The following is a 23,695-nucleotide window of genomic DNA, read 5'->3' as shown; positions in this document are numbered from 1 at the left end:
CGCAATGACGTGGCTATGCGGACTCCCAGTTGAGCACGACCTTGCCGGTGCCGCCCTGCAGCATCGCCTCGAAGCCGGCCTCGAAGTCCGTATAGGGCAGGCGGTGGGTGATGATCGGGGAGAGGTCCAGGCCGGACTGGATCATCACCGTCATCTTGTACCAGGTCTCGAAAATCTCGCGGCCGTAAATGCCCTTGATCGTCAGCATGTTGAAGACGACCTTGTTCCAGTCGATCGCAATCTCCTCGGCCGGGATGCCGAGCATCGAGATCTTGCCGCCATGCGCCATATTGTCGAGCATGTCGCGGAAGGCCTGCGGGTTGCCGGACATTTCGAGGCCGACGTCGAAGCCCTCGGTCATGCCGAGCTCGCTCTGAACGTCGCGAAGCTTCTCGCGCGACACGTTGACCGTCTGGGTGGCGCCGAGCGTCTTGGCCAGCTCGAGCCGGTAGTCGTTGACGTCGGTGATCACGACGTGGCGGGCGCCGGCATGGCGGCAGATGGCGGCGGCCATCGCCCCGATCGGGCCGGCGCCGGTGATCAGCACGTCCTCGCCGACCAGGTCCCATTGCAAAGCGGTGTGGGTGGCGTTGCCATAAGGGTCGAAGATCGAGGCGATGTCGAGATCGATATTGTCGGCATGCTGCCAGACATTGGCGTTGGGGATGACGACATATTCGGCGAAGCAGCCCGGCCGGTTGACGCCGACGCCGCTCGTATAGGGGCAGAGGTGGCGGCGGCCGGCCATGCAGTTGCGGCAGCGGCCGCAGACGATATGGCCCTCGCCCGAGACGATCATGCCCGGGGCATAGTCGTTGACGTTGTCGCCGACCTCGACGATCTCGCCGACGAATTCGTGGCCGACGACCATGGGGACGGGAATCGTCTTCTGCGCCCATTCGTCCCATTTGTAGATGTGCAGGTCGGTGCCGCAGATCGCGGTGCGCTTCACCCGGATCTTCACGTCATTGGCGCCCGCCTCGGGCTCCGGCACGTCCTCGAGCCAGAGGCCGCGGGCCCGTTCCTTCTTCACCAAAGCTTTCATCTTTGCCTCCGGGTGCGAAACGGCGCCGCACCGATCCTGTTGCGAGTCATTGCGTCGTCCCCTGCCGCAGGACGCGCTCGTTGAACAGCCGCTGGATCTCCGCCTCCTCGTTGAGCGGCGGGATCAGGTCCCTGGGATTGCGGTCGGCGGCGGCGGCGATGGCGGTGACCCGGCCGCCGCCGAGATAGCGCGTGTCGGGCGCGACCCGGGCGATCGGATCGCGATAGGCCTCGTCGATGGTCGCGATCCGCCAGCCGCGGGCGCGGAGCGCGCGGACCGCGTCGGCGAGGAACAGCGCCTCGAGGTCGGTCTCGTGCATCAGGACGACGTGGACGGGCTGGCGGTGCAGCGCCTCGCGGGAAAGCCGGTCCTGCCATTCGGCGGTCTCGACGACGATGCGGACATAGAGGTCGCGGAGCGCGGCCATGTCCAGGGTCTGGCCGGCCTGCCGGGCCCGGGTGGCGAGGCTGTCCAGATACCAGTCGTAGCTGTCGATCGTGACATAGCCGTTGGCGAGGCCGCGCTGCGCGAGGCCGGCGCGGACCGCGTCGCGGACGCTCATGTCCGGCGTGCCGCGCGTGCCTTCGTCCAGGAAGGGGTAGCGGAACCAGGGTCGGTAGCCGCGCCGGCCCTGCAGCCAGGCGGCGGCCCGGTCGATGTCCGCGAGATAGGCCTCGGCGCCGACCCGGCTCAGCGAGGGATGGGTGAAGCTGTGATTGGCGATGACGTGGCCGGCGCGGACGTAGCGGTCGATCCGCGCCTCGCCGCCCGGCCCCCAGGGCTGCTGGAGATGGCCCGGGGTGACGAAGAAGGCGGCCTGGCGGATGCCGGCGCGGCGCAGCGCCGCGATCAGGCGGGTGGTGCGCTCCTCGACGGTCATGAAGCCGCCGGGCGCGCGCGGGACGTCGTCGAAGCTGAAGGCGATGCGCTTCTGCGCCTGCGCCGGGGCGGCGAGGGCGATGCAAGCGAGGAGAGCGAGGAGAGCGAGGAGCAGGCGGCTGATCATTGCGTCACCGCGAAGCAGGTGTCGCGCGGGGTCTGCAGGCGCACCCGGCCGACGAACGCGGCGACCTGCCGGTCGGTGACCGGGCCGCTGAACGCGAAGCCGACGCCGCCATAGGGATGCCGGTCCGGATTTTCCGCCGGCCGGACCAGCCGGACGCGCCGGGGCTCGCTCCCGTCCGGCGCCGGCAGCGCCGGGGGGATAGCAGCCGGCGACGAACGATCCTCCCGGACCTGGAAATCGGGCTGAGCGGCGAGCGAGCCGCGGACCCGCCGCCAGCCGGGATCGAACGGCGCATGGAGGTTGCCGCCGATCGTTACCCTGGCGTTGCCGGTCGCGACGGCGAAGGCGCCCCAGTCCCAGAAGGGAAGCACCGCCTCGCCGCGGCGAACGTCGAGCGCGAGGCTGGACCAGCACAGGGTGAGCGGCCCGGGGTGGCGTCTCTGGCTGAGATAGAAGGCGTTGCGGTCCTCGCGCTCGGGCCGGGGACGCAGCGCCTCCGGGACGTCGCGGCACATGGCGGCCCGGCGCTCGCCGGCCGCGAGCCGCGCGAACCGGGCGACGTCGGCGTCCGTCCCGTCGAACTCGTCGAACTGGATCTGCACCTTCCGCCCGGAACCCAGGTCGTAGAGATAGACAATATAGGGTCCGCCCCAGTTGCGGGCGGTGAGCTGGACCCGTTCGAGCCGGCCGATACCCGGCACGTCGAGCGTGCCCATCGGATTGACGAAATCGCGATGTTGCGGACCGTCAAGCGACCAGGGCTCGCCGAACTTGAACCGGTGCCGGCCGGAATAGACGTAATGCTGGGGGGTCGCGTCCCACCAGGCTTCGCCCGCCCGCACGTCGAAGGCGAAGTGCGGCGTGCAGATTCGGATCGGTCCGTAATAATAGTGCACCGGCGTCGGTGCCGGCGGGATCGCGCCCGCCGGCGCAGCGAGACTTGCGGCGACGACGAGGGGCAGGAGGAGGGCGGGAAGCCGCACCGCCCTACCCCATGGTCGGGATGACGAACGCATTCTCGCCCGTCGCCGAGCCGTCGGGCCAGCGCTGGGTGATCTTCTTGTTCTTGGTCCAGAAGCGGACGCCCTCGGGGCCGTGCTGATCGATGTCGCCGAAGCCGGAGCGCTTCCAGCCGCCGAAGGTGTGATAGGCGACCGGGACCGGGATCGGGACGTTGATCCCGACCATGCCGACATTGACGCGCGCCGCGAACTCGCGGGCGGCATGGCCGTTGCGGGTGAAGATGGCGACGCCGTTGCCATATTCGTGGTCGCTCGGGAGGCGGAGCGCGTCCTCGAAGTTTTCGGCGCGGACCATCTGCAGGACGGGGCCGAAAATCTCCTCCTTGTAGGAGCGGAAGTGCGGCTGGACATGGTCGAAGAAGGTCGGGCCGACGAAGAAGCCGTTCTCATGGCCCTGCAGGGTGAAGCCGCGGCCGTCGATCACCAGCTCGCCGCCCTCGTCGACGCACATCTGGATGTAATTCTCGATCTTCGCCTTGTGCGCGGCGGTGACGACCGGGCCGTAATGGGCCTCGGCATCCGTGGAGACGCCGACGCGCAGCGCCCGGATGGCGGGGATCAGCTTCTCGCGGAGGGCGACGGCGGTCTTCTCGCCGACCGGGACGACCACAGGCAGTGCCATGCAGCGTTCGCCCGCGGAGCCGAAGGCGGCGCCGGCGAGGTCGTTGACGACCATGTCGAGGTCGGCGTCCGGCATGACGATGCCGTGATTCTTGGCGCCGCCGAAGGCCTGGACGCGCTTCCCGTTCGCGGTGCCGCGGCTGTAGATATATTGGGCGATGTCGGAAGAGCCGACGAAGCTGATCGCGTGGATGTCGGGCTCGTCGAGGATCGCGTCGACCATCTCCTTGTCGCCATGGACGACGTTGAGAATGCCGTCGGGCAGACCCGCTTCCTTCATCAGCTCGGCGAGGCGGACGGGGACGGAGGGATCGCGCTCCGAGGGCTTCAGGATGAAGGCGTTGCCGCAGGCGATGGCGACGCCGAACATCCACATCGGGATCATCGCGGGGAAGTTGAACGGGGTGATGCCGGCGACGATGCCGAGCGGCTGGCGCATCGAATAGACGTCGATGCCCGGCCCGGCGCCGATCGTATATTCGCCCTTCAGCGCGTGCGGGATGCCGCACGCATATTCGATCACCTCGAGGCCGCGCTGCACGTCGCCGCGCGCGTCGGCGACGACCTTGCCATGCTCGCTGGCGAGGAGGAGGGCGAGATCCTCCATGTTCTTCTCGACCAGGGCCTTGAAATTGAACATCACGCGGGCGCGGCGCTGCGGGTTGGTCGCGGCCCAGCCGGGCTGCGCGGCGCGGGCGGCGTCCATCGCCCTGGCGAGATCCGCGGCGGTGCCGAGGCGGACATTGGCCTGCACGCCGCCATTGTTCGGATCGAAGACGTCGCCGTGACGCTCGCCGGACGCGTAGGTCGCGCCCGCGATGAAATGATCGATGTAACGCATGATGGGTTCCTGGACTCGGGAAGGTTCGTGGCAAGCGCCCTAGCCAAGGCGGGATGGAAATGCCAGTGGAGCCCCATGAAACTCGGCTCACTGAAAGGCGGACGCGACGGCAGGCTCGTCGTCGTCAGCCGCGATCTCGCCTGGTGCGCGGACGCATCGCATCTCGCCCCGACCCTGCAGGCGGCATTGGACGACTGGGATCGGCTGGGGCCGCAGCTCGAATTGCTTGCGACCGACCTGGAGCATGGGGTGATCCCGCGCGAGCGCTTTCACGAGCGTCTGGCCGACGCGCCGCTGCCGCGGGCCTATCAGTGGGCGGACGGCTCGGCCTACGTGAACCATGTCGAACTGGTCCGGAAGGCGCGCGGCGCGGAGATGCCGGCAAGCTTCTGGACGGACCCGCTCATGTACCAGGGCGGCTCGGACGAGATGCTGGGCCCGCGCGACCCGATCCCGCTGGCGGACGAGGCCTGGGGCTGCGACCTGGAGGCGGAGATCGTGGTGGTGACCGGCGACGTGCCGCGCGGCGCGAGCCGCGAGGAGGCGCTCGGGCTGGTCCGGCTGGTCGGGCTGGTGAACGACGTGAGCCTCCGCAACCTGATCCCCGCCGAGCTCGGCAAGGGCTTCGGCTTCGTCCAGTCCAAGCCCGCCTCGGCCCTGTCGCCGGTCTTCGTGACCCCGGACGAGCTTGGCGATTCATGGCGGGACGGGAAATTGCACGGCGTGCTGAAGGTCGACCTGAACGGCCAGGCGTTCGGCCGCGCCGATGCGGGCGAGGACATGACCTTCGACTTCGGCACGTTGATCGCCCATCTCGCGAAGACGCGGAATCTGGGCGCAGGGACGATCATCGGCTCCGGCACCGTCTCCAACAGGGATGCGGACGGCGGCCCGGGCAAGCCGGTGGACCGCGGCGGGCGGGGCTATTCCTGCCTGGCCGAAGTGCGGACGGTGGAGACGATCCTCGACGGCCAGGCCGCAACGCCGTTCCTCAAGGCCGGGGACACGGTGCGCATCTGGATGGAAGATGCGAGCGGGCACTCCATCTTCGGCGCGATCGAGCAGGAAGTGGTGGCAGGCTGAGATGCGGATGGGCGCGCGCCTGCTGATCGTGGCCGCAGCGGCGGGCGCCCTGACAGCAACCGCAGGGGCCCGCATGATCGCGCCCCCGGGCAACGAATCGGAAGCCGACAGGCTGGAGCTCAACACCGCCGGGGACAATTCGCCATCGCCCTCCCAGCGCGAGGGCCTGCTCTGTCCCTGGGCCATCCATGCGAACATGCTCGAAGTCGGCCGCCGCTGCGGTGTCACGGCCAATCCGGCCTTCCAGGCCGAACTGGAGCGCTCGGTGTCCCTCATGGAGGCCTATGCCCGCCGGCAGTCTCCCGCCCGCGCCGCTGAAATGGCGGCCTGGGTCCAGCGAGAGGTCAATGGCGACGCGAGGCTTTGCGACCCAGAAATGGTCGCGGCCTATAGCGAGCTGGGTCCCGCCGAACTGGCCAGGCTGCGCCAGGACACCGACAATCTTCTCGCCGGGTCACCTTCTCTCTACAGCCTCAATAATTGCCCCTGACGCCTATTCCGCGATGTAGCGCCACGGCCCGTCGGGCGTGTCGCGCTTCCAGATGGTGAAAAAGGCGAAGCTGGCGGGGCTGCCGTCGGTGGGCGGCTGGTTGCGTCGGATCAGGCCGAGGGAGACGCCGAGATCGCCCGACGAGGCGACGATCGCGCGCTCGGTGGACCAGTTCAGCGGGCTGGTGGCGCCGTTGTCGGTAAGGCCGCCGGCGACGGTGTCGGCGCCCTGGATGAAGGCGGCGCCGGGCGTGCCGAGATTGACCGCGTCGGGGCGGCCATATTCGCGAAAGGCGGCGCGCAGGCCGACCTGCTGGGCGCGGTCGGAGAAAGCGCGTTCGGCGGCGGCGAGGCTGGCCTGGTGGCGCTGCACGGCGGCGGCGTCGGCATTCGGCGCGGCGGCGAAGGCCGGGAGGGCGGGCGCCTGCATGCCTTCAGTCGGCGCGCCCGCCTCGCGGGGACTCTGGCGCCAGGCGACGACCCGCCAGCCCTCGGCGCGGCGGACCCAGTAAGCGAGATATTTGCGCTCGCGGCGCTCGGGTGGGCCGGCGGTGACGGTGAGATAGCCGTAGGTGAAGCCCTGCGTGCCGTCCGCCGAGACGCCGCCGCGCACCGGGCGCCAGCTGACCGTGCCGGACTGCCACGTGGGAATGGCGCGCAAAACGGCGAGGGCAGCGTCGCGGCCGGCGGTGAGCGTCGGCCCGGCGGGGAGCACCACCTCCGTATCGAACATCGCGCCAACGGCCTCGACCGGAGTCGCGGCGCGGGCGGCTGCGGCGGCGAAAGCGCGGTCGGCAGCGAGCAGGGAGTCGACATTCGCCTGCGCGGATTGCGCGCGGGCGGCCGGGGCGACGAGGAGGAGGATGAGGGCGGCGAGCGGGGCGAGGAGGCGGGTCATGGGCATTGGCTAGGCAGGACCGCAGCAGCAGGCGCGGCGGTTTCGACGAAGGAAGGGCGCGGTTCGATCAGGCGCTGGAAATCGCGCGCGAAAGGCGTATCGGTGCGGACCATGATCACGACCCTCCTCCTCGCCGCCGCCGCGTCCGCCCAGGGGGCGGCGCCTCAGCCCACTCCGCTCCGCACCATCGCCGGCCAGGTCTCGGAGCAGCGATTGCGCGAGACCGTCGAGCGGCTGGTGAGCTTCGGAACGCGGCATACGCTCTCGCCGCGCGGCACGCCGGGGCGCGGGATCGGGGCGGCGCTCGACTGGACGCAGGCCGAGTTTCAGCGGATCTCGCGGGCCTGCGGCGGCTGCCTGACCGTGGTGCGGCCGGGCGATACGGTGACCAACCGGCGCATCCCGACGCCGACGCTCGTCGAGAATGTCGTCGCCATCCAGCGCGGCACGGGCGACCCGAACCGGGTGGTGATCATCACCGGCCATATCGACAGCCGGGTGACCGACGTGATGAACGCGACTTCGGACGCGCCGGGAGCGAATGACGACGGCTCCGGCACGGCGGCGGTGATCGAGGCCGCGCGGGTGCTGTCGCGGCACCGGTTTGCGGGCACGATCGTCTATGCGGCCCTGTCCGGCGAGGAGCAGGGGCTGGTCGGCGGGCGGATCCTGGCCGACTATGCGCGGGCGCAGGGCTGGCAGGTCCTCGCCAATCTCAACAACGACATTATCGGCAATAGCTGCGGGTCGGACGGGACCTGCGACGACGCGCATGTGCGGGTCTTCTCGGAAGGGCTGCGCTGGCAGGGCGGCGACCAGATCAGGGGACAGGTGCGCAGCCTAGGCGGGGAGAACGACTCGCCTTCGCGGAACCTGTCGCGTTTCCTCGACACGCTGGCGGACCAGCTCCGGATCGGGCTGGACGTGCGGCAGATCTGGCGCAACGACCGGTTCGGGCGTGGCGGCGACCATACGGAGTTTCTCAATGCCGGCTATCCGGCGGTGCGGATGACGGTCGCGGTCGAGAATTACGATGCGCAACACCAGGACCTCAGGAACGAGGACGGCACGCGCTTCGGCGACACGATTGACCGGATGGACTTTCCCTATCTGCGCAAGGTGACGCAGCTGAATGTGGCCGCCTTGGCCGAGCTGGCCCGGGCGCCGATGCCGCCGGAACCGACCGTCGAGGGCGCGGTATCGACGGATACGGTTGTGACTTGGCGACCGGTCGCTGGCGCTGCCGGCTACTTCGTCAGGTGGCGGCGAACCGATGCCAGCCAGTGGCAGGAAGTCGCAATAGTACCCGATCGCGACCAAAGCTTGGGCATTCCCTGCAATTCGCCATTGCCGCCGCTCGATCCAGCCCATCCGGAACTCATTCCTGTCCAAGGCACGCCCGCCACGCCGCCGTCGGTATGCGGCATTCGCCTCTATCACGTCCGCGTCGACGACTGGACGTTCGGCGTGTCGTCGGTGGCGGCGGACGGGTCGGAGAGCCCGGTCGCCTCGGCGGTGCCGGGCGGGGCGTTCAGGCCGGTGCCGCCGCCCGCTCCCGCCGCCACACAATGAGGATCGCCACGACCGTGCCGAGATAGACGGCGGCGACCCAGAAGGGGAGCAGCGTCGTCCGGCCGTCGGGCAAGGTCATCCAGAGCGCGGCGGCGCCGATGGCGCGGATCACGGCATGGGCGGAGTAGAGCGCGGGCTTGCCGTAGCTCCAGCCGATCACCGGCCAGTGCTGGCTCATGCCGACGGCGACGATCAGCGGCACCAGCTCCGGCGCATAGGCATAAGCCGGGAAGGCGATGGCGTAGAAGAGCAGCATCGAGGTGAAAGCGGGGCCGAGCACGTCACCGGTCGCGGTGCTGTCCCTCATGAAGTCCGAGCGGAACAGCTTCGAGAAGAGGATGGCGAGCGGGAAGATCGCGCCGGAGAAGACGAAGGCGGCGAGGTTCCAGCTTTCGAGCGTCATCGAATAGCCGGCGATGCCGAGCGCGAGCCAGTAGACGGCGCCCGCAAGCGGGAAGGGGAAACCGCCCTTGAGCCGGACGAAGCTGCCCAGCTGGTCCCGGCGCACCTGTTCGCGGAGTGTCTGCACGGCCCGCTCCCGATAGATCCACATGTCCATCCGAAGTGTATTATAAGAATAATACAGCTGCGGCAAGGCTTGCATCCTGCCACGACATGGTGCGTTGCGTGGAGCGATGGCGAAACGACCGGTCAAAGGCGGGCTGCCCACGCGGGCGCAGGTCCTCGAGTTCATCCAGGGCAGCGATGCGCCCGCGGGCAAGCGAGAGATCGCCAAGGCGTTCGGGCTGAAGGGCGAGGAGAAGATCGCGCTCAAGCGGCTGCTCAGGGACATGGGCGACGAGGGACTGATCGACGCGGGGCCGGGACGAGCCTTCCACAAGCTGGGCGGCGTGCCGAAGGTGACGGTGCTGCGGGTCGTCGACGTAGACGACAGCGGCAAGGCCTGGGCGGTGCCCGAGCGCTGGGAGGCGGAGGGCGAGCCGCCGCGGCTCAGGGTGATGGAGCGCAAGGGCCCGCGCGCGGCGGCGCTCGGCGTCGGCGACCGGGTGCTCGCGCGCAACGAGGAGGGCCCGCGGGGCTGGGTCGCGCATCCGATGAAGAAGCTGCTGAGAGGCAGCGAGCTGGTGCTCGGCGTGGTCCATGAGGAGGGGGCGGGGCACTGGCTGAGGCCGGTGGAGAAGAAGGAGCGGCGTGAGCTCCCCATCTCCGACCTCGGCGAGGCGCGGGTGGGCGACCTGGTGCTGGCCGAGAAGGTCGGCCGGCCTCCGCGGCTCACGGCGCGCGTGGACCGGATTCTCGGCGATCCCTTCGCGCCGCGCAGCTTCAGCCTGATCGCGATCCACAAACACGGCATCCCGCATGAGTTTCCGGAGGCTGTGCTGAAGGAGGCGGAGCGAGTCGCCAGGCAGAAGCTCGGCGAGCGCGAGGACCTGACGCATCTGCCCATCGTCGCGATCGACCCGGCGGATGCGCGCGACCATGACGACGCGGTCTGGGCGACGGAGGATGACGATCCCGAAAATAAGGGCGGCTGGAAGGCGCTGGTCGCGATTGCCGACGTCAGTTTCTACGTCCGGCCGGGCTCGGCGCTGGACAAGGAGGCGCGCAGGCGCGGCAACAGCGTCTATTTCCCCGACCGGGTGGTGCCGATGCTGCCCGAGGAATTAAGCGCCGACATCTGCTCGCTGAAGGCGGGCGAGGACCGGGCGGCGCTCGCCTGCCATTTGCAGGTGACGAAGGACGGCCAGCTCAGGTCCTGGCGGTTCAGCCGGGGGCGGGTGCGGATCCGGGCGAACATCCCCTATGAGGACGCGCAGGCGGCGATCGACGCCGACGAGGCGCGGGTCGAGGTCGCCTCCTCACCCTGCTCCATGCCGGAGATCGAGGACGAGGTGATGGACGCGCTGCGGCCGCTCTGGGCCTGCTGGCGGGCCATGTACCGGGCGCGGGCCAAGCGCGGGCCGCTGGAGCTGGACCTGCCCGAGCGGCGGGTGGTGCTCGACGAGAAGGGGCGGATCCTCTCGGTGGCGCCGCGCGAGCGGCTCGACGCGCACAAATTGATCGAGGATTATATGATCGCCGCGAACGTCGCCGCGGCGAAGGCGCTGGAGGCGAAGAAGGCGCCGGTCATGTACCGCGTCCACGAGCCGCCCAGCCGCGAGAAGCTGGTGGCGCTGAAGGATTATCTGAAGACCTTCGAGATCGAGTTCGCGCTCGGCCAGGTGGTGCGGCCAGCGACGTTCAACCGGATCATCGAGATGCTGGGTGACGCGGACTTCCGGCCGCAGGTGATGGAGCAGGTGCTGCGCACGCAGACCCAGGCTTATTATGCGCCGATGAACCAGGGGCATTTCGGGCTGGCGCTCGGCTCCTACGCCCATTTCACCTCGCCGATCCGGCGCTATGCGGATCTGGTCGTGCACCGGGCGCTGGTGCGCGCCTATCGGCTGGGCGAGGGCGGGCTGACCGACGAGGAGGCCGCGTCCATGGAGGTGACGGGGGAGCTCATCTCCAATCTGGAGCGGCGGGCGATGGAGGCGGAGCGCGACACGATCGACCGCTATGTCGCCGCCTATCTGAGCGAGAAGGTCGGGGAGCTGGTGCGCTGCCGGATCACCGGCGTGCAGAGCTTCGGCTTCTTCGCCACGGTCGAGGATCTGGGCGGCGACGGGCTAGTGCCGGCCGCGACCTTGGGCGACGAATATTATCGCCATGACGAGGCGAGCCAGAGCCTGACCGGCGAGGAGAGCGGCACGCGCTACACGCTCGGGCAGAGGCTGACGCTGCGGCTCGCCGAGGCCAACCCGGTGTCGGGGGCGCTGCGCTTCGAGCTGCCCGAGGCGCCGCGCGGGGCGGGGCGCATGCCGCGGGCGCGGGAAGAAAGAGGCGGGCGGCGGCTGCAGGGAAAGCGCGGGCGGCCTTCAAACATCCGCCATCAGGGACGGCGGCGCTGAACAAAGCCCGCCGATTGCGCACCGCCCCGCGGGGCAATAGCCTGTCGGCCGCAACGACATGAAGTTCGGGGGGAGAGGCATGATGGCACGGAAAGCGATGGCGTTGACGGCCCTGCTGGCACTGGCGGCCGGCTGCCAGCAGGACGGCAATGTGGATCCGATGGTCGCCGGGCTGGCGCGGACCATCCGCATGCCCGAGAGCGCCGGCGATCTCAGGCTCAAGCGGGCCAGGGGCGAGGGCCGGACCCTGATCCTGGAAACGGAGATGCCGGGCGATCTCGGGAATGTCGTAGGCGCGTCCGACGTGGCGACCAGCTTCGCCCACGGCATTTGCGCAAATCGCGCGACCATGAATTTCTTCAGCGAGGGCCGGACGCTCCGCCTCGACCTCTCGATGCCGGGGCGGCCGCCGAGCAGCGCGACGGTGGACCGCTGCCCGCCAGGCCCGGTCGGCCAGGGTGTGACCGTCGAAACCTATGCGCAGATGTACCAGCGCATGGTCGGCCGCGATCTCGGCGACGGCACGAGACTGACCTCGTCCCGCGCGGAGGGCCAGACGCTCGTGCTGGTGCTGGACGGGCCGGCCGGCTGGCGCCAGGGGGTCACCCCCGCGTCGATCGGGCAGGATTTCCTCGGCGGCTTCTGCGAGGGCGGCACCGGCAACGCCTTCTTCCAGGGCGGCCGCACGCTGCGGGTGGACACGACCGAAGGCGGCGGCGCGCCGATGGCGGGGCAGCCCCTTTCGGCCTGCCCGGGGCGCTAGCGGCCGGCCCGAATCCCGTTTCGGGATGGGGGCGTTGCAAAGCGGCAAATCCTTAGCGAACATGGTTAATTCTCCGTTCGGAGGACGCCATGAGTCGCGCCGTCGCTGCCTGCCTCGCCTTGCTCACCATCGCCGCCGCCGACCGCGGCCCGCTGCCGCACGCCTCGGGCCGGCCGGACGGGCCCGGGCCGGGCTGCGGGGGCGGCTTCATCGCGGCGCGGGGGGACACGCTCTATTCGATCGCAAGGCGCTGCGAGACGAGCGTCGCCGAGCTGGTCCAGGAGAACAGGCTGGGGCGGCCGCCGGTGCTCGCAGCGGGGCAGGCGCTGGCCATTCCGGGCTTCGCCCGGCCGGGGCCGCCGAGGGTGCCCGAAGCCGCGCCGCCACCGCGCCGGCTGCCCGGGGTCCGGCCGCCGGAGCATCGCCCGCCGCCGCCCCCGCCGCCGGCGCCGCGCGCCGGGGGGAATGTCTATCATTTCCAGGCGGGCGACACGCTCTACTCGCTGGCGCGCTGGGCGCGGACCTCGCTGGCGGCGCTACGCACGGCCAATCCGGATGTGGACCCGCGCGACATCGAGATCGGCGATCCGATCCGGCTGCCGCGCGGCGCCGTTCGGCCCGAGCCGCTGCGGCTGCGCGAGCGCGGCCGGCCCGCGCTCCTGCCCGCCGCGGCGCCGCCGCGCCCGCCGCGTCCGCCTTTGCCGCCGCGTCCCGATGCGGCGATGCCGCCGCCGGCCATGCGCCCGCCGCCGCCGGCGCCGGCCAAGCCCATTCCGGAGGACGATGCGGACGATGACGAGGTCACCCCCGGCGGGATGGACGATGGCAGCCCGGAGCCTGACGGGATGTGACGACAGGGTCGTCATCCCGGACTTGATCCGGAATCCATGCCCACGGCCGATGAGAATTCTCGCCATCGGAGTTCTTGGGTCCTGACTTTCGTCAGGATGACGATCAGAGCTTCGGCAGGGTCACCCCGCGCTGGCCCATATATTTGCCGGCGCGGTCGGCGTAGCTGGTCTCGCAGGGCTCGTTGCCCTGGAGGAAGAGGAACTGGCAGGCGCCCTCGTTGGCGTAGATGCGGGCCGGGAGCGGGGTGGTGTTGGAGAATTCCAGCGTGACATGGCCTTCCCAGCCCGGCTCGAGCGGGGTCACGTTCACGATGATGCCGCAGCGCGCGTAGGTGGACTTGCCGAGGCAGATGACGAGCACGTCGCGCGGCACCCGGAAATATTCGACGGTGCGGGCGAGCGCGAAGCTGTTCGGCGGGATGATGCAGACATCGGTCTTGCGGTCGACGAAGCTGTTCGCGGCGAAGTCCTTGGGGTCGACGACGGCGCTGTCGACATTGGTGAAGATCTTGAACTCGTCGGCGACGCGCGCGTCATAGCCGTAGGAGGAGAGGCCGTAGGAGATGCAGCCCTCCCGGCGCTGCGATTCCACGAACGGCTCGATCATGCCATTGGCCTGCGCCTGCTCGCGAATCCATTTGTCGGAGAGGATGGACATCTAGCGGGCCCTTACTTCTAGCAGGCGGCCACCACAGCCGGATAGCTCTTGGACGATATTCCGGGCTTCACCTGGTCGAAGGAGGGTGTAACTCCAACGGACGCGGACGCTATCCTCGAAGACTCGTCCACCAACGCCGGTGCAAGGGCTGCGTCTGGCTTCAACCAAAATGTGAGTCACATCGCCGGATCGCCAGGTGCGAACACCATCTTGAGTTCGCGGCAGGGTGCGGGGGAACGTGAAACTGCTAAAATCTCTCGTGCCTCCGTTCTCATCGAGCCTGACGCGCAATACGATGCGATCGTCGCCGATCGCGAGCAGCCATGGGGGATTTCCTCCGAGCGCCTGATAGGCGGGGTCGCGGACGGGCGCGTAGGGCGTCGAGCTGGTCGCGCAGCTGGCGGCGGCGAGCAGCAGCGGGATGCCAAGGAGGAGTCGGATCATGCCCGCTGGGATGCGTGCCCGCCCCCGTGCGAGTCAACCGCCGTCGTCGGCTGCTTGATGTGCAGGACGCAGATCAAAGTGAACAGGCGCCGGGCGGTGTCGAAATCCATCTCGACCTTGCCGGCGAGGCATTCCTGGAGGAGTTCGGCGGCCTCGTTGTGCAGGCCGCGCCGGGCCATGTCGATCGCCTCGATCCCCCTGGCGCCGCCGGAGCGGACCGCCTTGAAGTAGGAATCGCAGATCTGGAAATAGTCGCGGATCGGGCGGCGGAAGCGGGCGAGGCCCATGCGGATCGTCTCGTAGGGCGCGCCCTCGTCGCCGAGCAATTCGATGGCGAGCCGGCCCTCCTCGACGCGCAGCTTCACGCGATAGGGGCCGTCATGGCCGGCGACGGCGAACTGATTGTGCTCGATCAGGTCGAAGATCGCGATCCGCCGCTCCTGCTCGATATCGGCGTTGCGCTTCAGGATGGAGCGCTCGTCCAGCTCGATGTCGATGATCCGCGGATCGGGCATGAAGGCTTGTTAGCGGGTGCAGCATTCCGGCGCCATGACCCACGTGATGAACATACAGATTCGTCCACAATTCGATCCAAATTAGATTGTCCGGGACGGCCCGAAACCGGTTGAGACGGTGCCCGGAAGGCGTATTGAGAAAGGATGCTTCAGCCTAATCTCGCCGTCGTCGAACCGGGTCCCTCGTCCGCCCTGCCCCAGAATGTCGAGGCCGAGGCGGCTTTGCTCGGCGCGCTGATGATCGACAATAGGCTGGCCGAGGACATCCAGCTGAAATTGCGGCCGGAGCATTTCTACGAGCCGCTGCACGGGCGGATTTACGAGCAGATCCTGAGGCTGCTCGACAAGAATATGATCGCCTCGCCGGTCACGCTTCGCCCGCTGTTCGAGCAGGACGAGGAGATGAAGGAGCTGGGCGGGCCGGCCTATCTGGCGCAGCTGACCGGGAGCGGCGCGGCCATTATCGGCGCGCGCGACTTCGCCGAGCAGATCTATGACCTCGCGTTGCTCAGGGCCCTGGTCGGGGTCGGGCGCGACATGGTCGAGCAGGCGCTCGACACGTCGGACGAGGTCGATCCGAAGAGCCAGATCGAGAATGCGGAAAGCGCGCTCTACCGCGTCGCCGAGGAAGGCGGCGGCGAGAGCAGCGTGAAGAGCTTCGCCTCGGCCGCGACCATGGCCATCAAGATGGCCGAGAAGGCGCTGAATTCGGGCGGCGGGCTGTCGGGCATCACCACCGGCCTCGAATCGGTCAACGTCAAGACCGGCGGCCTGCATCATTCGGACCTTTTGATCCTCGCCGGCCGCCCGGGCATGGGCAAGTCGTCGCTCGCCACGAACATCGGCTTCGCCGCGGCCGAGCGATACCTGCAGGACATGGAGGACGGGATCGAGCCGGAGAAATCGGCCGGCGCCGCGGTCGCCTTCTTCAGCCTCGAAATGTCGGCCGACCAGCTCGCCACCCGCATTCTCGCCGAGCAGAGCCGGATCAGCTCCGAGACCCTGCGCATGGGCAAGATCACGCAGGAGGAGTTCCGCAGCCTCGCCCGCGCCGCGGCCAAGCTGCAGAACGTGCCTTTCTACATCGACGACACGCCGGGCCTCACCATCGCCGCGCTCCGCACCCGCGCGCGGCGGCTGAAAAGGCAGAAGGGGATCGGCCTGATCATCGTCGACTATCTCCAGCTGCTGCAGGGCACGGGCAAGGCCTCGAACGACAATCGCGTGCAGGAGATTTCGGAGATTTCGCGCGGCCTGAAGACGCTCGCCAAGGAGCTGAACGTGCCGGTGATGGCGCTCTCCCAGCTCAGCCGCGCCGTCGAGCAGCGCGAGAACAAGCGCCCGCAGCTGGCGGACCTCAGGGAATCGGGCTCGATCGAGCAGGACGCCGACATCGTCATGTTCATCTATCGCGAGGAATATTATCTCGCCTTCCAGAAGCCGACCGAGGCGACCGAGGGCGACGATGCCAAGGACGTCGCCGCCTTCCTCGCCTGGCAGGAATCGATGGCCAAGAAATACGGCCATGCCGAGCTGATCGTCGCCAAGCAGCGCCACGGCTCGACCGGCACCGTCGACCTGCACTTCGAGGCGCGCTTCACGCGCTTCTCCGACCGCGCCGTCGAGGGCCGGATGCCGGAGATCAGGGGCTAGGCGACGTTCGTCGAACGCCCGCTTGCCCGAATCCCGACCGCCCCCTAGCGTCCGCGCCGTCATGACAGGGAGGGATTTATGCGTGCGCGTGGCTTGCTTCTGGCGGGGGTGCTGGCGGTGACGGGAGCGGGCGTGAGCGCGCAGGACAGCGGCGGCGCGGCCGGCAGGGCGGAGGCCGCCTTCGCGGCCGACGAGGCCAGCGATCCCTTCACCTTCCTCGAGGAGATCCAGGGCGAGCGGGCCTTGGCCTGGGCGCGGAACGAGAATACCCGGACGCTGGGTTTCCTGCAGGGTGACGCGCGCTACCAGCAGATGTACGACCGCGCACTCACCATATTGCAGGCGCGGGACCGAATCCCAACCGTGAGCTTTCGGCCCGACGGGCTCTACAATTTCTGGCAGGATGCCGAGCATGTGCGCGGCATCGTCCGGCGCACGACCCTCGCCAGCTACCGCACCGACAGCCCGCAATGGGAGACGGTGCTCGACGTCGACGCCCTGGCCCGGGCCGAGGGCAAGTCCTGGGTTTATCAGGGGATGAGCTGCCTGCCGCCCGACGAACGGCGCTGCCTCGTCTATCTCTCCGACGGCGGCCGCGACGCGAACACCGTGCGCGAGTTCGACCTCCGCACCCGCCAGTTCGTCGAGGGCGGCTTCGCTCTGCCCGAGGGCAAGCAGAGCGTCGCCTGGGAGGATGAGAATACGGTCCTCGTCGCGCGCGACTGGGGGCCGGGCACGATGACCGCGTCGGGCTATCCTTTCGTGATCAAGCGCCTCAGGCGCGGGCAGACTTTGGACCAGGCCCAGGAGGTCTATCGCGGCGAGGCGAGCGACGTGCGGGCGGCGCCCCTGGTGCTGCGCGACCCCGAGGGCCGGGTGCACGGCGTCGGCGCCTATCGCGGCGTCGACTTCTTCCACAACCGCTGGATCATCTTCCGGCCCGGCGGCAGCAACGTGACCCTCAACATCCCGCAGCGCGCCAGCCTCGCCGGGATCGTCGACGGGCGGCTGCTGGTGACGCTCGACGAGGCTTGGGACGCCGGGCAGGGGACGCGCTTCGCGGCGGATTCGATCGTCTCCTTCGACCTCGCCGAATGGGCGCGCGACCCGCTCGCCGCGCGGCCGACTTTGGTCTGGGCGCCGGGGCCGCGGCAGACCCTGAACGGGATCTCGACCACGCGGGGCCGGCTGCTCGTCAACATCCTCGACAATGTCCGCGGCCGCGCCTTCGCGCTCGACTATGCGGACGGGCGCTGGCGGACGAGCGAGATCGCGCTGCCCCGCAACGCCACGATCGGCATCGCCGCCTCGTCCGACCAGGACGAGCAGGCGATGTTCATGGTCACCGACTATCTGACCCCGCAGACGCTCTACCATTATGACGGGGCGAGCGGGTCGCTGCAGGTGCTGAAGACGACGCCGGCGCGCTTCGATTCCTCGCACCACCAGGTCGAGCAGCTCGAGGCGGTCTCGCGCGACGGCACGCGCATCCCCTATTTCCTGATCCGGCCGCGGACGATGCGCTATGACGGCTCAACGCCGACCCTGCTCTACGGCTATGGCGGCTTCCAGGTCAGCCAGGTGCCCAATTATTCGGGGACGATGGGCCGGCTCTGGCTGGAGCAGGGCAATGCCTATGTGGTCGCGAACCTGCGCGGCGGCGGCGAGTTCGGGCCGGAATGGCACCAGAGCGCGCAGCTCGCCAACAAGCAGCGCACCTGGGACGATTATATCGCGGTCGCCGAGGACCTGATCCGGCGGCGGATCACGAGCCCGCGGCGGCTCGGCGTGATCGGCGGCTCGCAGGGCGGCCTCCTGGTCGGCACCGCGATCACGCAGCGGCCGGAATTGTTCAACGCGGCGATCATCCAGGTGCCGCTCTTCGACATGCTGCGCTACCACCAGATCGGCGCCGGCGCGTCCTGGATCGGCGAATATGGCGATCCCCGCATCGCCGAGCAGCGCCGCTGGCTGGAAGGCTATTCACCCTATCAAAGGCTGCTTCCGGGGCGGACCTATCCGACGCCGTTCATCCACACCTCGACCGCGGACGACCGCGTCCATCCGGCGCACGGCCGCAAGGCGGCGGCGCGGCTCGCCCAGCTCGGCCAGCCTTATTATTATTACGAGAATATGGAGGGCGGCCACGCCGCGGCGGCGAACCTGCAGGAAAATGCGCGGCGGATCGCGCTGGAATTCGTCTACGCGACGAAGCGGCTGGTGGACTGAGCCAACGGGACCGGCTGGCGACGGGCCGTGCTGCCACTTGACAGCACGGCCCTTTTCAGGTCCCTTGTGTTAAATTTTACGCAGGTGAAGCGATGGGGCCGATGACTCCTCCAGGCCTGAGTCGACGCGAGCGGCAGATCATGGACGTGCTCCACCGGCGCGGCCATGCGACCGCCGCCGAGATCACCGCCGACCTCGACGATGCGCCGACCAACACCACGGTTCGTACCCTGCTCCGGATCCTCGGCCGCAAAGGGCATGTCCGGTTCGAGCGCGACGGCAAGGCCTACGTCTACAGCGCGGCGGCCGATCGCGAGGAGGCGGGCACCTCGATGATGGGCCATGTCGTCAGGACCTTCTTCGGGGGCTCGCCGGCGAGCGCGATGGCCGCGCTGCTGGGCAGCGAGCGGGACTCGCTGACCGAGGCCCAGCTGGACAGGCTCGAACAGCTGATCGCCGAAGCGCGGAGGAGGAGCAGATGACCGCCGCCGTCCTGCTGGTCGATGCAACGCTCAAGTCGGCCTTGCTCTGCCTTCTCGGCATGGCGGCGCAGGGGGCGATGCGGCGGCGCAGCGCCGCGCTCAGGCATCTCGTCTGGCTGACCGTTTTGGTCTGCTGCATCCTGCTGCCGTTCGCGCTCATCGCGTGGCGGCTGGCGGCACCGGGTCTGCCGTTCGCGCCGGTGCACGACGCGGTCATGGCGCTAACCCCCTCCTTGCCCGCCGCCATTCCGCCCGGAGCCATCGAGGCAGTCGACCGGATCTGGTCGGGCGATGGCGGCGTGCTTCGCGCCGGCATGCCGGCGACGGCCGTGACCCTGGTCTGGCTGGCGGGTTTTCTCGTCGCCGGCGTCCGCAGCCTGATCGCCTATCGCGCCGCGACCGCGATCGCGCGTCGGGCCATGCCCTCGGCGATCGGAGGGGCGCCGCCGGGAGTCACGGTCAGGCTCAGCCCCGAGCTTTCGGCGCCGGCCCTGTTCGGGATAAGGGCACCGGTCATTCTGCTGCCCGTAGAGGCGGAAAGGTGGCCAGGCGATCGGCTCGAGGCGGTGCTGGCCCATGAAGCCGCCCATATCGCGCGGCGCGATTGCGCGATCGAGGCGCTGGCCCGCTTCGCCTGCGCACTGCACTGGTGGAATCCTCTGGTCTGGATGGCCGCGCGGCGTCTCCGCGAGGAGCGCGAGCTGGCCTGCGACGACCGCGTCGTCGGGGCGGGGCTCGATGCAGGCAGCTATGCCGCCACCCTGGTCGAGATCGCGCGCAGCGCGGGGCGGCCGCGGATCGCAGCCCTGCTCGGCATGGCGAGACTGTCTGGGCTGGAGCGAAGGGTCGTGACCTTGCTCGGGCCGCGACGGCCGGCAGGCGGCGGCCGGCGGTCCGTTCTCCTGGCCGGACTGGCCGCGACCGCGTTCCTGACCCTGGCAGCCCTGAGCGCACCGGCCGCAGGCATGCTTGGCGACGGCAGCGTCCAACTGAGCGGCGGACCCTTCGCCGGGCTCGACGATCCGATGAGCGAGCGCGTGCCGCTGCCATATGATCGCCTCGCAGCGACCGCGGCCGCGGTGCCGGCCCGGGGACGGGACGCCCGTGCCATCGCCACGCTGAAGGGTCAGCTCAATCGCCGGTCCACCGGCTATGGCGATCTCGTTCGCGAGCGCGCGATCTGGGCCCTCGTCCAGGTTCGGGGCGGGCAGCTCTATGAGCCGCTGGTCGCGCAGACCCGGAATCCGGACTGGCGGGTCCGCGCCTATGCCGCCTGGGGCTTGCTGATCGCCGGCGACCGCCGGGCGTCGCCGCGCCTCGCGCTGATGCTGGACGATCCGGTCTGGCGAGTCCGCGCAATGGCGGCTGGCGCGCTCGCCGGGCTCGGAGATCCCGCCCCGGCCGATGCCGTCGTGGAAGCGCTGGCCGATCCCGCCTGGCAAGTCCGGCTCGCCGCCATCGACTATTTCGACCGGCTTGGCGACCGGCGGTTCGCCGAGCATCTGCGCCCGCTGCTGCGCGATCCCCACGGCGCGACCAGGATGCGTGCCGAGGAAGTGCTTGCCCGGTTCTGATCCGTCCGACCCGTCTCTTTTTTTGCTTAAAGTGTTAATAATTTAACGGGAGATTGTCATGGCGCGACGGAGTCTGCTGATCTGGCTGGCTGCCTTATTGTGGATCGTGCCGGGAACCGCCGCGGCGCAGGGACGCCTGCCCGAGCCGCTGCAGCGCTATGTCGAGGAGGCGTTGCGGCAGTCGGAAACGCCGGGTGTGGGGATCGCGATCGTGAATGGCGACGATCCGCCGATCGCGCAGGGCTTCGGCGTGCGCCGCATGGGCGTGGCTGCGCTGGTGGATGCCGACACCCTGTTCAACATCGGCTCGCTGGCCAAGTCGTTCACCGCCGCCGCGGCGGCCGCGCTCGTCGACGAGGGTCGGCTGGGCTGGAACGATCCGGTGGTGCGCTGGCTGCCGACGATGGAACTCGCCGATCCCTGGCTGACCCGGCAGATCACCCTGGCCGATCTGCTCTCCCACCGCACCGGCCTGCAGGCGGCCAATACCGCCTGGTACCGGACCGGGATCGACCGCGCCGAGATCCTCCGCCGCGTCCGCTATCTCGAGCCTGCCGCGCCGTTCCGCACCCAGCAGGTCTACAACAATGCCCTCTATGTCGTGGCTGGCGAGGTGATTGCCGCAGCGGGCGGGACCTCCTGGGAGGATGTCGTGCGCTCGCGGCTGCTCCGTCCGCTCGGCATGACCCGGACGATCGTCGGCATGGCCTCAAGCACGAGCGGGAACGTGGCGACGCCGCATGTCGTGATCGGCGGCCGCCAGCAGGCGATCCGGCCCGGCGACTATGTCAGCACGGCGCCGGCTGGCGGCATCGAATCCACGGCGCGGGACATGGTGCGCTGGCTGCGCTTCCAGCTCGGCGACGGCAGCTTCGAGGGGCGCCGCGTGCTCTCGGGCGAAACCTTGCAGGCGATGCACGAGCCCTGGGTGATCATTCCGACCACCCCGGCGATGCGCAGCGCCCGCAACGTCCGCTTCTTCGGTGGCTATGGCTTGGGCTGGAACGTGATGGACTATTATGGCCACAAATTGCTCTGGCACAGCGGCAATAATGACGGGGTGATGAGCTATATGGCGCTGATCCCGGAGCGGCGGCTCGGCATCGTCGTGCTGCAGAACAGCTGGATCGCCCAGAATCTGCGCTTCGATCTCGCCTCGCGCATCCTCGACCATTATCTTGGCCTGCCGACGCGCGACTATGCCGGGGAGACGCTGCGCGCCGCCCGCGCAGCCCAGGCGCGGGCGGCCCCGGCACCTGCCGGACCTCCGCCCGCGGTGCTGCCGCCGCTTGAGCTCGGCGCCTATGCCGGGCTGTACCGGAGCGACCTGTACGGGCCGGTCAGCGTCACCCGCACGGCCCGGGGCCTGGTCCTGAAGCTCGGCGAGGGGGACGAGGCCGTGCTGACACCGCTCAGCCGGGATACGTTCGCGGTGCGCTGGCGCAACCGCATCTGGGGCGAGTTCGGGGACACCCGCGTGACCTTCGCGCTGGACGATTCCGGCCGTCCGGCGCGACTGTCGATGCTGGTGGTGCGCGACCGGGTCGAGGCACGGCGGGTCGAGCCCGCGCGCTAGCTCAGCCCTCCAGATTCTCCGCCGCCGCCGCGTAGGGATCGGCGAGCCCCACGCCGATCGTCGCCCGCGGCGCCTCGGCCTCGGAGCTGGTCACCGGATAGGCGCAATAGTCCGCGGCGTAATAGGCGCTCGGGCGGTGGTTGCCGGAGAGGCCGATGCCGCCGAACGGGGCGTTGGACGGGGCGCCGTTGGTCGGCTTGTTCCAGTTGACCACGCCGGCGCGGACATTGGCCCAGAAGCGGTCGTACAGTTCCGGATTGCCGCCGACGAGGCTGGCGGCGAGGCCGTAGCGCGTCTTGTTCGCCTCGATGATCGCGGCGTCGAAATCGGGGACGCGGATCACCTGCAGGACGGGCCCGAACATCTCCTCGTCCGAGCGGCGCTCGACCTCGGTGACGTCGATCAGGGCGGCGGTGAGGAAGGGGCGGTCGTCCGACTTGCGGTCGAGCCGGCGGATGGCGCGGCCACCCTTGCCGAGCAGGTCGAGATAGGCCTCCTGCAGATGGTCGGCGGCGCCATTGTCGATCACCGGGCCCATGAAGGGGGCCGGGCTGGCATGCGGATGGTCGACGATGATCCGGTCGATCAGTCGGGCGATTGTCTCCAGCAACTCCTCGTGATTGCCGTCCTCGACGATCAGGCGGCGCGCGGCGGTGCAGCGCTGGCCGGCGCTCATATAAGCGGACTGCACGGCGATCGCGGCGGCGGCGTGAACGTCGCGCGCGTTCCAGACGACGAGCGGATTGTTGCCGCCCATCTCCAGCGCCAGAATCTTGTGCGGCGTCTCGGCATATTGGCGGTGCAAGGCGAGGCCGGCGCGGGCCGAGCCGGTGAAGAGCAGGCCATCGATGCCCGGGCTGGCGGCGAGCGCCTTGCCCACCTCCGGGCCGCCCTGGACGCAGCGGACCAGGCCTTCGGGGATGCCGGCCTCATGATAGAGCGAGACCAGATAATCGCCGACCGCGGGCGTCTTCTCGCTCGGCTTGAAGACGATCGCATTGCCGGCGAGCAGGGCCGGGACGATATGGCCGTTGGGCAGGTGCGCCGGAAAATTATAGGGGCCGAGCACGCCAAGAGTGCCGTGCGGCTTGTGGCGGACGGCGACGCGGGCGCCCATCGCGCCTTCGAGGCGCTTCTGCGAGGTGCGGTCCGCATAAGCGGCGACCGAGATGTCGACCTTGTTGATCACCGCCTCGACCTCGGTGCGCGCCTCCCAGAGCGGCTTGCCGGTCTCGCGGGCGACCAGGTCGGCGAAGGGCTCGAGCTTGCCGCGCACGACATTGGCGAAGCGGCGCAGCGTCTCGACGCGATAGGCGAAGGGGCGCGAGGCCCAGCCGGGCCAGGCGGCGCGCGCCGCGGCGACCTCGGCCTCGACGTCGCCGACCTCGCCGGTCCAGAGGGTCTCGCCGGTCGCGGGTTCTGTCGATGTGAGGCTGGCCATGCCAATGCTAAATGCCG

Annotated in this window: 22 protein-coding genes; 11 read left to right on the top strand and 11 right to left on the bottom strand. The window is 69.3% G+C overall.

The genetic code is table 11. The features are described from left to right. Nucleotides 1-13: 13 nt before the first annotated feature. From tdh to VEC11_RS12815, 4 genes are read right to left on the bottom strand one after another with little or no spacing between them, the layout of a single operon-like run. Nucleotides 14-1,045, bottom strand: coding sequence for an L-threonine 3-dehydrogenase (gene tdh / locus VEC11_RS12830; protein ID WP_464131899.1), 1,032 nt, complete (start codon nt 1,043-1,045; stop codon nt 14-16). Between the two features lie 46 nt (nt 1,046-1,091). Next, complete coding sequence (locus VEC11_RS12825) at nt 1,092-2,051, bottom strand: polysaccharide deacetylase family protein (RefSeq protein WP_464131897.1); 960 nt, start codon at nt 2,049-2,051, stop codon at nt 1,092-1,094. Next, nucleotides 2,048-3,034: a hypothetical protein gene (locus VEC11_RS12820; RefSeq protein WP_464131895.1), complete on the bottom strand. Its 987-nt coding sequence runs from the start codon at nt 3,032-3,034 to the stop codon at nt 2,048-2,050. The genes VEC11_RS12825 and VEC11_RS12820 overlap by 4 nt, the downstream gene beginning before the upstream one ends. Nucleotides 3,035-3,038: 4 nt before the next feature. Further along, nucleotides 3,039-4,535: a CoA-acylating methylmalonate-semialdehyde dehydrogenase gene (locus VEC11_RS12815; RefSeq protein WP_464131893.1), complete on the bottom strand. Its 1,497-nt coding sequence runs from the start codon at nt 4,533-4,535 to the stop codon at nt 3,039-3,041. 75 nt (nt 4,536-4,610) lie between these two features. Here VEC11_RS12815 and VEC11_RS12810 point away from each other — a divergent pair, with 75 nt between their 5' ends. Continuing rightward, on the top strand, nt 4,611-5,618 hold the full coding sequence (locus tag VEC11_RS12810) for a fumarylacetoacetate hydrolase family protein (RefSeq protein WP_464131891.1): 1,008 nt from the start codon (nt 4,611-4,613) through the stop codon (nt 5,616-5,618). Between the two features lies 1 nt (nt 5,619). After that, entirely contained in the window at nt 5,620-6,108 is a 489-nt protein-coding gene (locus VEC11_RS12805; protein ID WP_464131888.1) for a hypothetical protein, read from the top strand. 3 nt (nt 6,109-6,111) lie between these two features. Here the strand turns inward: VEC11_RS12805 and VEC11_RS12800 are convergent, their stop codons facing one another. Both VEC11_RS12800 and VEC11_RS12795 read right to left on the bottom strand, forming a co-directional pair. Then, nucleotides 6,112-7,005: a Cif family virulence factor gene (locus tag VEC11_RS12800; protein WP_464131886.1), complete on the bottom strand. Its 894-nt coding sequence runs from the start codon at nt 7,003-7,005 to the stop codon at nt 6,112-6,114. After that, a complete protein-coding gene (locus tag VEC11_RS12795; protein ID WP_464131884.1) occupies nt 7,002-7,124 on the bottom strand; it encodes a hypothetical protein in 123 nt (40 codons plus the stop codon). Before VEC11_RS12795 ends, VEC11_RS12800 begins: the two co-directional genes overlap by 4 nt. Here VEC11_RS12795 and VEC11_RS12790 point away from each other — a divergent pair. Then, nucleotides 7,117-8,577 (top strand): M28 family peptidase, encoded by a 1,461-nt coding sequence (locus VEC11_RS12790; protein ID WP_464131882.1) that lies wholly within the window; start codon nt 7,117-7,119, stop codon nt 8,575-8,577. The two genes, VEC11_RS12795 and VEC11_RS12790, sit on opposite strands and share 8 nt — an antisense overlap. Here the strand turns inward: VEC11_RS12790 and VEC11_RS12785 are convergent. Next, the gene (locus tag VEC11_RS12785) at nt 8,537-9,136 is read right to left on the bottom strand and encodes a DUF7010 family protein (protein ID WP_464131880.1); all 600 of its coding nucleotides are present in this window, start codon (nt 9,134-9,136) and stop codon (nt 8,537-8,539) included. The genes VEC11_RS12790 and VEC11_RS12785 overlap by 41 nt on opposite strands. A 76-nt stretch (nt 9,137-9,212) precedes the next feature. On the opposite strand from VEC11_RS12785, the gene rnr reads away from it, so the two are divergent. The 3 genes from rnr to VEC11_RS12770 all read left to right on the top strand — a co-directional run bounded on the left by rnr (nt 9,213) and on the right by VEC11_RS12770 (nt 13,106). Beyond that, the gene (rnr, locus tag VEC11_RS12780) at nt 9,213-11,492 is read left to right on the top strand and encodes a ribonuclease R (protein WP_464131878.1); all 2,280 of its coding nucleotides are present in this window, start codon (nt 9,213-9,215) and stop codon (nt 11,490-11,492) included. A 79-nt stretch (nt 11,493-11,571) separates the two neighbouring features. Then, a complete protein-coding gene (locus VEC11_RS12775) occupies nt 11,572-12,255 on the top strand; it encodes a hypothetical protein (RefSeq protein WP_464131876.1) in 684 nt (227 codons plus the stop codon). An 89-nt stretch (nt 12,256-12,344) separates the two neighbouring features. Then, nucleotides 12,345-13,106 (top strand): LysM peptidoglycan-binding domain-containing protein, encoded by a 762-nt coding sequence (locus VEC11_RS12770; protein ID WP_464131874.1) that lies wholly within the window; start codon nt 12,345-12,347, stop codon nt 13,104-13,106. A gap of 103 nt (nt 13,107-13,209) precedes the next feature. Here VEC11_RS12770 and dcd read toward each other — a convergent pair whose 3' ends face one another. From dcd to VEC11_RS12755, 3 genes are read right to left on the bottom strand one after another with little or no spacing between them, the layout of a single operon-like run. Continuing rightward, a complete protein-coding gene (gene dcd / locus VEC11_RS12765) occupies nt 13,210-13,764 on the bottom strand; it encodes a dCTP deaminase (RefSeq protein WP_464131872.1) in 555 nt (184 codons plus the stop codon). After that, nucleotides 13,765-14,208, bottom strand: coding sequence for a hypothetical protein (locus VEC11_RS12760; protein ID WP_464131870.1), 444 nt, complete (start codon nt 14,206-14,208; stop codon nt 13,765-13,767). Next, nucleotides 14,205-14,723 (bottom strand): UPF0262 family protein, encoded by a 519-nt coding sequence (locus VEC11_RS12755; protein ID WP_464131868.1) that lies wholly within the window; start codon nt 14,721-14,723, stop codon nt 14,205-14,207. The genes VEC11_RS12760 and VEC11_RS12755 overlap by 4 nt, the downstream gene beginning before the upstream one ends. Nucleotides 14,724-14,867: 144 nt before the next feature. Between VEC11_RS12755 and VEC11_RS12750 the strand changes: the two genes are divergently transcribed. The 5 genes from VEC11_RS12750 (at nt 14,868) to VEC11_RS12730 (ending at nt 22,237) form a co-directional block, all read left to right on the top strand. Beyond that, complete coding sequence (locus VEC11_RS12750; RefSeq protein WP_464131866.1) at nt 14,868-16,376, top strand: replicative DNA helicase; 1,509 nt, start codon at nt 14,868-14,870, stop codon at nt 16,374-16,376. Between the two features lie 78 nt (nt 16,377-16,454). Then, the gene (locus VEC11_RS12745; protein WP_464131864.1) at nt 16,455-18,605 is read left to right on the top strand and encodes a prolyl oligopeptidase family serine peptidase; all 2,151 of its coding nucleotides are present in this window, start codon (nt 16,455-16,457) and stop codon (nt 18,603-18,605) included. Between the two features lie 101 nt (nt 18,606-18,706). Continuing rightward, nucleotides 18,707-19,087, top strand: coding sequence for a BlaI/MecI/CopY family transcriptional regulator (locus VEC11_RS12740; protein WP_464131862.1), 381 nt, complete (start codon nt 18,707-18,709; stop codon nt 19,085-19,087). Further along, nucleotides 19,084-20,661, top strand: a complete 1,578-nt coding sequence (locus VEC11_RS12735; protein WP_464131858.1) for a M56 family metallopeptidase — start codon at nt 19,084-19,086, stop codon at nt 20,659-20,661. Before VEC11_RS12740 ends, VEC11_RS12735 begins: the two co-directional genes overlap by 4 nt. Nucleotides 20,662-20,719: 58 nt before the next feature. Then, entirely contained in the window at nt 20,720-22,237 is a 1,518-nt protein-coding gene (locus VEC11_RS12730) for a serine hydrolase (protein WP_464131856.1), read from the top strand. A 1-nt stretch (nt 22,238) separates the two neighbouring features. Here VEC11_RS12730 and astD read toward each other — a convergent pair whose 3' ends face one another. After that, on the bottom strand, nt 22,239-23,678 hold the full coding sequence (gene astD / locus VEC11_RS12725) for a succinylglutamate-semialdehyde dehydrogenase (protein ID WP_464131854.1): 1,440 nt from the start codon (nt 23,676-23,678) through the stop codon (nt 22,239-22,241). Between the last annotated feature and the right edge of the window lie 17 nt (nt 23,679-23,695).

It is taken from the genome of Allosphingosinicella sp. (assembly GCF_035626655.1).
Lineage (GTDB): Bacteria > Pseudomonadota > Alphaproteobacteria > Sphingomonadales > Sphingomonadaceae > Allosphingosinicella.
This window is presented reverse-complemented; position numbering and strand designations above follow the sequence as displayed.

What these genes read in the sequence shown, in the direction of transcription:
- VEC11_RS12805 (WP_464131888.1), top strand. Translation starts at nt 5,620, where the DNA reads ATGCGGATGGGCGCGCGCCTGCTGATCGTGGCCGCAGCGGCGGGCGCC.
- VEC11_RS12815 (WP_464131893.1), bottom strand. Translation starts at nt 4,535, where the DNA reads ATGCGTTACATCGATCATTTCATCGCGGGCGCGACCTACGCGTCCGGC.
- rnr (WP_464131878.1), top strand. Translation starts at nt 9,213, where the DNA reads ATGGCGAAACGACCGGTCAAAGGCGGGCTGCCCACGCGGGCGCAGGTC.
- VEC11_RS12785 (WP_464131880.1), bottom strand. Translation starts at nt 9,136, where the DNA reads ATGGACATGTGGATCTATCGGGAGCGGGCCGTGCAGACACTCCGCGAA.
- VEC11_RS12740 (WP_464131862.1), top strand. Translation starts at nt 18,707, where the DNA reads ATGACTCCTCCAGGCCTGAGTCGACGCGAGCGGCAGATCATGGACGTG.
- VEC11_RS12775 (WP_464131876.1), top strand. Translation starts at nt 11,572, where the DNA reads ATGATGGCACGGAAAGCGATGGCGTTGACGGCCCTGCTGGCACTGGCG.
- VEC11_RS12760 (WP_464131870.1), bottom strand. Translation starts at nt 14,208, where the DNA reads ATGATCCGACTCCTCCTTGGCATCCCGCTGCTGCTCGCCGCCGCCAGC.
- dcd (WP_464131872.1), bottom strand. Translation starts at nt 13,764, where the DNA reads ATGTCCATCCTCTCCGACAAATGGATTCGCGAGCAGGCGCAGGCCAAT.
- VEC11_RS12770 (WP_464131874.1), top strand. Translation starts at nt 12,345, where the DNA reads ATGAGTCGCGCCGTCGCTGCCTGCCTCGCCTTGCTCACCATCGCCGCC.
- VEC11_RS12790 (WP_464131882.1), top strand. Translation starts at nt 7,117, where the DNA reads ATGATCACGACCCTCCTCCTCGCCGCCGCCGCGTCCGCCCAGGGGGCG.
- VEC11_RS12735 (WP_464131858.1), top strand. Translation starts at nt 19,084, where the DNA reads ATGACCGCCGCCGTCCTGCTGGTCGATGCAACGCTCAAGTCGGCCTTG.
- VEC11_RS12755 (WP_464131868.1), bottom strand. Translation starts at nt 14,723, where the DNA reads ATGCCCGATCCGCGGATCATCGACATCGAGCTGGACGAGCGCTCCATC.
- VEC11_RS12825 (WP_464131897.1), bottom strand. Translation starts at nt 2,051, where the DNA reads ATGATCAGCCGCCTGCTCCTCGCTCTCCTCGCTCTCCTCGCTTGCATC.
- VEC11_RS12800 (WP_464131886.1), bottom strand. Translation starts at nt 7,005, where the DNA reads ATGACCCGCCTCCTCGCCCCGCTCGCCGCCCTCATCCTCCTCCTCGTC.
- VEC11_RS12745 (WP_464131864.1), top strand. Translation starts at nt 16,455, where the DNA reads ATGCGTGCGCGTGGCTTGCTTCTGGCGGGGGTGCTGGCGGTGACGGGA.
- VEC11_RS12730 (WP_464131856.1), top strand. Translation starts at nt 20,720, where the DNA reads ATGGCGCGACGGAGTCTGCTGATCTGGCTGGCTGCCTTATTGTGGATC.
- VEC11_RS12750 (WP_464131866.1), top strand. Translation starts at nt 14,868, where the DNA reads ATGCTTCAGCCTAATCTCGCCGTCGTCGAACCGGGTCCCTCGTCCGCC.
- tdh (WP_464131899.1), bottom strand. Translation starts at nt 1,045, where the DNA reads ATGAAAGCTTTGGTGAAGAAGGAACGGGCCCGCGGCCTCTGGCTCGAG.
- VEC11_RS12810 (WP_464131891.1), top strand. Translation starts at nt 4,611, where the DNA reads ATGAAACTCGGCTCACTGAAAGGCGGACGCGACGGCAGGCTCGTCGTC.
- astD (WP_464131854.1), bottom strand. Translation starts at nt 23,678, where the DNA reads ATGGCCAGCCTCACATCGACAGAACCCGCGACCGGCGAGACCCTCTGG.